The 6,493-nt window shown below is 70.7% G+C and carries 6 protein-coding genes and 1 pseudogene; 3 read left to right on the forward strand and 4 right to left on the reverse strand.

Going from position 1 to position 6,493, the window contains the following annotated elements; genetic code table 11:
- From ACKOB8_RS03485 to ACKOB8_RS03495, 3 genes are all read left to right on the forward strand, one after another.
- The coding region (locus tag ACKOB8_RS03485) for an NADH-ubiquinone oxidoreductase-F iron-sulfur binding region domain-containing protein (protein WP_526375688.1) at positions 1-1,405 on the forward strand (1,405 nt) is incomplete at its 5' end.
- Positions 1,402-4,218 carry a formate dehydrogenase subunit alpha gene (fdhF, locus tag ACKOB8_RS03490; protein WP_526375690.1) on the forward strand — a complete coding sequence of 939 codons (2,817 nt, stop codon included), beginning with the start codon at positions 1,402-1,404 and terminating at the stop codon, positions 4,216-4,218. The genes ACKOB8_RS03485 and fdhF, both read left to right, overlap by 4 nt.
- A 2-nt stretch (positions 4,219-4,220) precedes the next feature.
- Positions 4,221-4,442, forward strand: a complete 222-nt coding sequence (locus ACKOB8_RS03495) for a formate dehydrogenase subunit delta (protein WP_526375692.1) — start codon at positions 4,221-4,223, stop codon at positions 4,440-4,442.
- Here ACKOB8_RS03495 and ACKOB8_RS03500 read toward each other — a convergent pair.
- From ACKOB8_RS03500 to ACKOB8_RS03515, 4 genes and pseudogenes are all read right to left on the reverse strand, one after another.
- A complete protein-coding gene (locus tag ACKOB8_RS03500) occupies positions 4,439-4,957 on the reverse strand; it encodes an Rv2253 family sensor-like surface protein (RefSeq protein WP_526375694.1) in 519 nt (172 codons plus the stop codon). The genes ACKOB8_RS03495 and ACKOB8_RS03500 overlap by 4 nt on opposite strands.
- A gap of 24 nt (positions 4,958-4,981) precedes the next feature.
- Positions 4,982-5,248, reverse strand: a complete 267-nt coding sequence (locus ACKOB8_RS03505) for a hypothetical protein (RefSeq protein WP_526375696.1) — start codon at positions 5,246-5,248, stop codon at positions 4,982-4,984.
- A 110-nt stretch (positions 5,249-5,358) separates the two neighbouring features.
- Complete coding sequence (locus tag ACKOB8_RS03510) at positions 5,359-5,553, reverse strand: CDGSH iron-sulfur domain-containing protein (protein ID WP_526250158.1); 195 nt, start codon at positions 5,551-5,553, stop codon at positions 5,359-5,361.
- Between the two features lie 59 nt (positions 5,554-5,612).
- Positions 5,613-6,493, reverse strand: a pseudogene (locus ACKOB8_RS03515) (hypothetical protein); the annotation flags it as partial.

A 6,493-nucleotide genomic window follows, 5' to 3' on the forward strand; every position in this document is an offset into this window, starting at 1 on the left:
CCGCCACCGCGGGCGGCGGGTGGGCTATGGCCCGATCGCCCCGGAGGATGTGCCGTCGCTGCTCGATGCGGGACTGCTCGCCGGGGGAGCGCACCCGCTGGGGCACGGTCTGGTCGAGCAGATCCCGTGGCTGGCCCGCCAGCAGCGGCTCACCTTCGCCCGGGTCGGCATCACCGATCCGCTCGATCTCGACGAGTACCGCGAGCGCGGCGGCCTGGCCGCACTGCGGCAGGTGTTGGACTCACCGCCGGAGGCGGTCGTCGGCGACGTCCTGGCCTCCGGGCTGCGCGGGCGCGGGGGAGCCGGCTTCCCGGCGGGGATCAAGTGGCGCACCGTCCTGGAGGCCGGCCAAGGCGAGGGAGCTGAGCCGAAGTATGTGTGCTGCAACGCCGACGAGGGTGACAGCGGCACGTTCGCCGACCGCATGCTCCTGGAGGGCGACCCGTTCACCCTGCTGGAGGGCATGGCGATCGCGGGCCTGGCGGTGGGCGCCGGCCGCGGACTGGTCTACGTGCGCTCGGAGTACCCCGCCGCGATCCAGACGCTGCGCACCGCGATCGACATCGCCCGGGTCGACGGCTGGCTCGGCGCCGACGTGCTGGGCTCGGGACGGGAATTCGACGTCCGGGTCGTCGAGGGCGCCGGCTCCTATGTGTGCGGCGAGGAAACCGCCATGCTGGAGAGCCTGGAGGGCAAGCGCGGCATGGTGCGCGCCAAACCGCCGGTGCCCGCGCTGCACGGCCTGTTCGGTCAGCCCACCCTGGTGCACAACGTGCTGACCCTGGCCGCGGTGCCGCGGATCCTCACCGACGGCCCGGCCGCCTACCAGGCGCTCGGCGTGGACCGCTCCCGCGGGACCCAGGTCTTCCAGTTGGCCGGCAACATCGCCCGGGGCGGGATCGTCGAACTCGGGTTCGGGGTGAGCCTGCGCGAGCTGGTCGAGGACTTCGGCGGAGGCACCCGTTCGGGTCGGCCGGTGCGCGCCGTGCAGGTCGGCGGCCCGCTGGGCGCCTACCTGCCGGCCTCGGCCCTCGACGTGGTGATGGACTACGAGGCCCTCACCGCCGTCGGTGGTCTGCTCGGCCACGGCGGGGTGGTGGTGTTCGACGACACCGCCGACCTCGCCGCCCAGGCCCGCTTCGCGATGGAGTTCTGCGCGGTCGAGTCGTGCGGCAAGTGCACGCCGTGCCGGATCGGCTCCACCCGCGGCGTCGAGGTCATCGACCGCATCACCGCCGGCATCGACCGGGACCGTAACCTGGAGTTGCTGGAGGAGTTGTGCGAGGCGATGACCGAGGGGTCACTGTGCGCGATGGGCGGACTCACCCCGCTGCCGGTGCGCAGCGCGCTGAGGCACTTCCCCGAGGACTTCGAGCCGGACAGACCTGATCGGGAGGGGCGATGACACTGCTCGACGAGCCCGACCTCGGAACCCCCGGGTCCGATTCGGCCCAGACGGTGTCGCTGGAGATCGACGGCGTGGCGGTCACCGTGCCGACCGGCACCTCAGTGATGCGCGCCGCGGCCCAGGCCGGCCTGGCCGTGCCGAAGCTGTGCGCCACCGACTCGCTGCAGCCGTTCGGCTCGTGCCGGCTCTGCCTGGTCGAGATCGACGGCAGGAAGGGCACACCGGCCTCGTGCACCACCCCGGTGGAGGCAGGCATGGTGGTGCACACCCAGAGCACCCGGGTGCAGCGGCTGCGGCGCAACATCATGGAGCTCTACATCTCCGATCACCCGCTGGACTGTCTGACCTGCGCGGCCAACGGCGACTGCGAACTGCAGGACGTGGCCGGGGTGGTCGGGCTGCGCGAGGTGCGGTACGGCTTTGAGGGCGCCAACCACCTTGACGCGCCGACCGACACCACCAACCCCTACTTCGCCTTCGACGAGTCCAAGTGCATCGTCTGCAGCCGCTGCGTGCGGGCCTGCGACGAGATCCAGGGCACCCTGGCGCTGACCGTCGTCGGCCGCGGATTCGAATCGAAGATCAGCCCCGGTGGCACCGCCTTCGCCGACAGCGAGTGCGTCTCGTGCGGTGCGTGCGTGCAGGCGTGCCCGACGGCCACGCTGTCGGAGAAGACGGTCATCGAGTTGGGCGTGCCGACCCGCACCGTGCTGACGACCTGCGCCTACTGCGGGGTCGGCTGCTCGTTCAACGCCGAGTTGCGCGGCGACCAGGTGGTGCGCATGGTGCCCGCCAAGAACGGCGGGGCCAACGAGGGGCACTCCTGCGTCAAGGGCCGCTTCGCCTGGGGGTACGCCACCCACCCCGACCGGGTGCTGCACCCGCTGGTCCGCGAGTCGATCGCCGATCCGTGGCGGGAGGTGTCCTGGGAGGAGGCCATCGGCTTCGCCGCGCACCGGCTGCGCGACATCCAGGCCCGTCACGGCGTGGACAGCATCGGCGGCATCACCTCCTCGCGCTGCACCAACGAAGAGGTCTTCGTGGTGCAGAAGATGGTGCGGGCGGCGTTCGGCAACAACAACGTCGACACCTGCGCGCGGGTGTGCCATTCGCCGACCGGCTACGGGCTCAAGCAGACCTTCGGCACCTCGGCGGGCACCCAGGACTTCAAGTCGGTGGCCAAGGCGGACGTGATCGTGGTGATCGGCGCCAACCCGACCGACGCGCATCCGGTGTTCGCCTCGCGGATGAAGAGACGGCTGCGCCGCGGAGCCCGGCTGATCGTCGTCGACCCCCGGCGGATCGACCTCGTGCGCTCGCCGCACATCGAGGCCGACCATCACCTTCAGTTACAGCCCGGCACCAACGTCGCGGTGGTCAACGCGATGGCGCACGTGATCGTGCAGGAGGGCCTCGGCGACGCCGACTTCGTCGCGCAGCGCTGCGATCCCACGCTGTACCGCGAATGGGAGCAGTTCATCCGCCTTGCGGAGAACAGCCCGGAGACCGTCGAACAGGTTTCCGGCGTGCCGGCCGAACAGATCCGGGCGGCCGCGCGGCTCTACGCCGCCGGGCCGAACTCTGCCATCTACTACGGGCTGGGCGTCACCGAACACAGCCAGGGATCCACCATGGTGATGGCGATGGCCAACCTGGCCATGGTCACCGGCAACATCGGGCGCGAGGGCGTCGGGGTCAACCCGCTGCGCGGCCAGAACAACGTGCAGGGGTCCTGCGACATGGGATCGTTCCCGCACGAGTTCTCCGGCTACCGCCACGTCTCCGACACCGTCGTGCGCGAGCAGTTCGAGGCCCTGTGGGGCGCAGCACTGCGGCCCGAACCGGGAATGCGGATACCGAACATGTTCGACGCCGCGGTCAGCGGGCAGTTCCAGGCACTGTTCGTCCAGGGTGAGGACGTCGCGCAGTCCGACCCCAACACCCACCACGTCGAGCGCGCCCTGGAGTCGATGGAGCTGGTGATCGTCCAGGACCTGTTCCTCAACGAGACCGCGCGTTATGCCCACGTCTTCCTGCCCGGCACGTCGTTTTTGGAGAAGGACGGCACATTCACCAACGCCGAGCGGCGTATCAACCGGGTGCGTCCGGTGATGAAGACCCGCACCGGCCGCCAGGAGTGGGAGGTCGCCTGCGAGCTGAGCACCGCGCTGGGCTACCCGATGCACTACAACGCGGCCGCGGAGATCATGGCCGAGATCGCCGCCCTGACGCCGACGTTCGCCGGAGTCTCCTTCGAACTGCTCGACGAGGTCGGCAGCGTGCAGTGGCCCTGCAACGCCGAACAGCCGCTGGGCACTCCGGTGATGCACGTCGGGTCCTTCGTCCGCGGCCAGGGCGCCTTCCAGGTGACGCCTTATGTGCCGACTGATGAGCGCAGCACCCGGCGCTACCCGCTGCTGCTGACCACCGGCCGGATCCTCAGCCAGTACAACGTCGGCGCGCAGACCCGCCGCACCCCCAATCTGGCCTGGCACACCGAAGACGTCCTCGACATCCACGAGTCCGACGCGGAGACCCGCGGGATCACCGACGGCTCGTGGGTGACGCTGGCCAGCCGGGTCGGGTCGACGGTGATGCGCGCCCACATCTCCGACCGCGTCCCGCCCGGGGTGGTCTACACCACCTTCCACCACCCCGACAGCGGGGCGAACGTGGTCACCACCGAGTACTCCGACTGGGCCACCAACTGTCCGGAGTACAAGGTGACCGCCGTGGAGGTGACCCCGCGACTGGCCGGTCCCGGCGAGACGCGGGAGACGGCGACCGTCGGGGCCGGCGGCAGCCGCTAGCCGTGCAGATCGAGAACCTGATCCGGATGGGCGAGCAGATTGTCCGCAACAATGCCGCGCTGCCGCCCGAGCGGGCCGCGGCGAAGGTCGCCGCACACCTGCGGTCGTTCTGGACGCCGGCGATGATCGACGAGCTGCTGGCGTTCGCCGCACTCAACCCCGGCGAACTGGACCCGGACCTGCGGGCCGCGTTGAACCGGCTTGACCGGAGCGGGTCCGGCTAGGAGCCGGGGGTGGCCGGGGCGGCGGTCAGCGGGATGTAGACCGTTCCCTGGCAGGCGCCGCTGCCGATGTTGGTGGCGAAGGTGCCCGTCAGGGATCCGTCGGCCTGCGGAGCGTAGGTGGTCACCGACTTCGCCGGGTCGAAGGTCACCGTTCCGTCGCCGAGTTGGCAGTCCCACCGCCACGAGTTCGACCGCGACCACTGCGACCCGGTCCACTCGAACGACGTCGCCTGGGGCACGTTGTCCTTGGGCGTGGGGCCGTCGTTCGCGGTGGCGACACAGGTGCCCGAGGAGCAGTCGGTGCTGAACTCGTACCACGCCGTGTAGGGCGTCTCGCTCTGTTGCGCGGCGGTACTGGTGCCCGTCTTCTGGTCGGTGTGAAACGTGATCCGGTACCAGCCGTTCCAGGTGGGGGAGGTGTCGGGCGCGGCGAGTGCAACCGGGGCCGCGCCCAGCAGGATCGCGGCCACTGCGACAGCCGCTGTGGCCCCCGCGGCACCGTTGCGGTCAGTCATGTCCACCTCCACGCTCCCGATGGGTCAGCGCATGCACACGCCGTTGACGATCTGCTTGCATACCGAACCCGGCGGGACCGGATTGACCGTCGGGGAGAACGAGTTGTTGTCGCCCGGTCCGACTGCCTTCTCGGTGGGACTCGGCGCGGGCGCACTGGTGGTCGAGGTGGGCGTGCTGGTCGGGGTTTCCTTGGTGGTCGTGCCGCAACCCGCCGTCACCGTCGCCATGGCGACGAGCGCAGTTCCGCCGACGAGCAGCGCGAGCCGGCGCACGGTCTGATTCGATCCCATGGCAATCCCCTCACCGAGCAAGTTCTCTCCAGAGCCCAGTTTAGACCTCGGGGGTACCGACGACGGATCAGGCGGCCGGCTTGGGCCGGGGTTTCTCTCCGGGCGAAGGCTCAGGGCGCGGTGAAGCCCTCGCGCTTGTGCGATCCGTCACAGAAGGGTTTCTTGGCCGAGTAGCCGCAGCGGCACAGGTAGCACTTGCTGGTCTCCTTGACCAGGGTGCCGTCGGCGGCCAGGATCTCGACCTCACCTGCGACCTCCAGGGGGCCGTCGGTCAGCGAGGTGATGGTGACTTTAGCGGCGCTCATGGCGGGAATTCTGCCCGGCCCGGCGTGAAACGCCAACGGCGGGCACCGTGCGGGGCGTCTCAGCGCAGTTGCCCCAGCGGGCCGACCAGGAACCACGGCGTGCAGCCGAAGGTCTGAAACGTCGTCATCGGCGGCGTGACCACCGCGGTCGGGCGCGCAGAGGAACGCGTGAAGAATCCGGAGTCCACCAGCCTTCCGCGCACGTCGTAGCCGTTCCACAGGCAGCTTCCCGTGGGACCTACGGCGGCCCGGTACTCGCCGTACTTCATCCACGCGGGCACCGCCCAGGTGCCGGCGGGAGTCAGCGGCGGGGGTGAGCCGGGCGGGGCGCCGGCGGCTTCCCGCGCCGCATCGAAACACCGGGCGGCGTCGTAGTTGTGGACGCACTGCTCCCAGCCGAACAACGGGATGATCGCCGGGTCCAAACCCGTGCCGGACCAGCCCGCGCTGGAGTTCGATGCCGGTGACCCCGCAGGTGCCGTGGGCCACCGGGTGCCCGACGCAGTGGTCTGCGGCGTCGCCGTCACCGTCTCGGTCTGCGTCTCGGTGCGCGGTGGGGGAACCAGTGTCGTGGTCGACGGCGGCGGCACGCTGGTCGAGATGCTGGTCGAGACACTCGTTGACACGCTCGTCACGGTGCTGGTTTGGATGCTGGTCTGGACCGGCCCGGCCATCGAGTCGTCCTCCGGGCTCAGTGCGCCCAGAACCCCCGCTCCGGCGATCAGGCCGGCGGCCGCGCAACCGGCCAGCAGTCCCCACCGCGGCGCGCGCCGTGCCGGGGCGGGAGTGACCGACGGCACCGCGGCGGGCGGGCTGCGTCGCGCGGCGAGGGTGGGGGCCACGGCCCGCTCGGCCGCCGCACCACCGCCGCCCAGGGCCAGCGCGAAGCTCCCGCAGCGGGGAAATCGCCCGTCGGGGTCCCGGGACAGCGCGACCTGGA

The organism is Mycobacterium sp. (assembly GCF_046091765.1).
In the GTDB taxonomy this organism is placed as follows: Bacteria; Actinomycetota; Actinomycetes; order Mycobacteriales; family Mycobacteriaceae; genus Mycobacterium.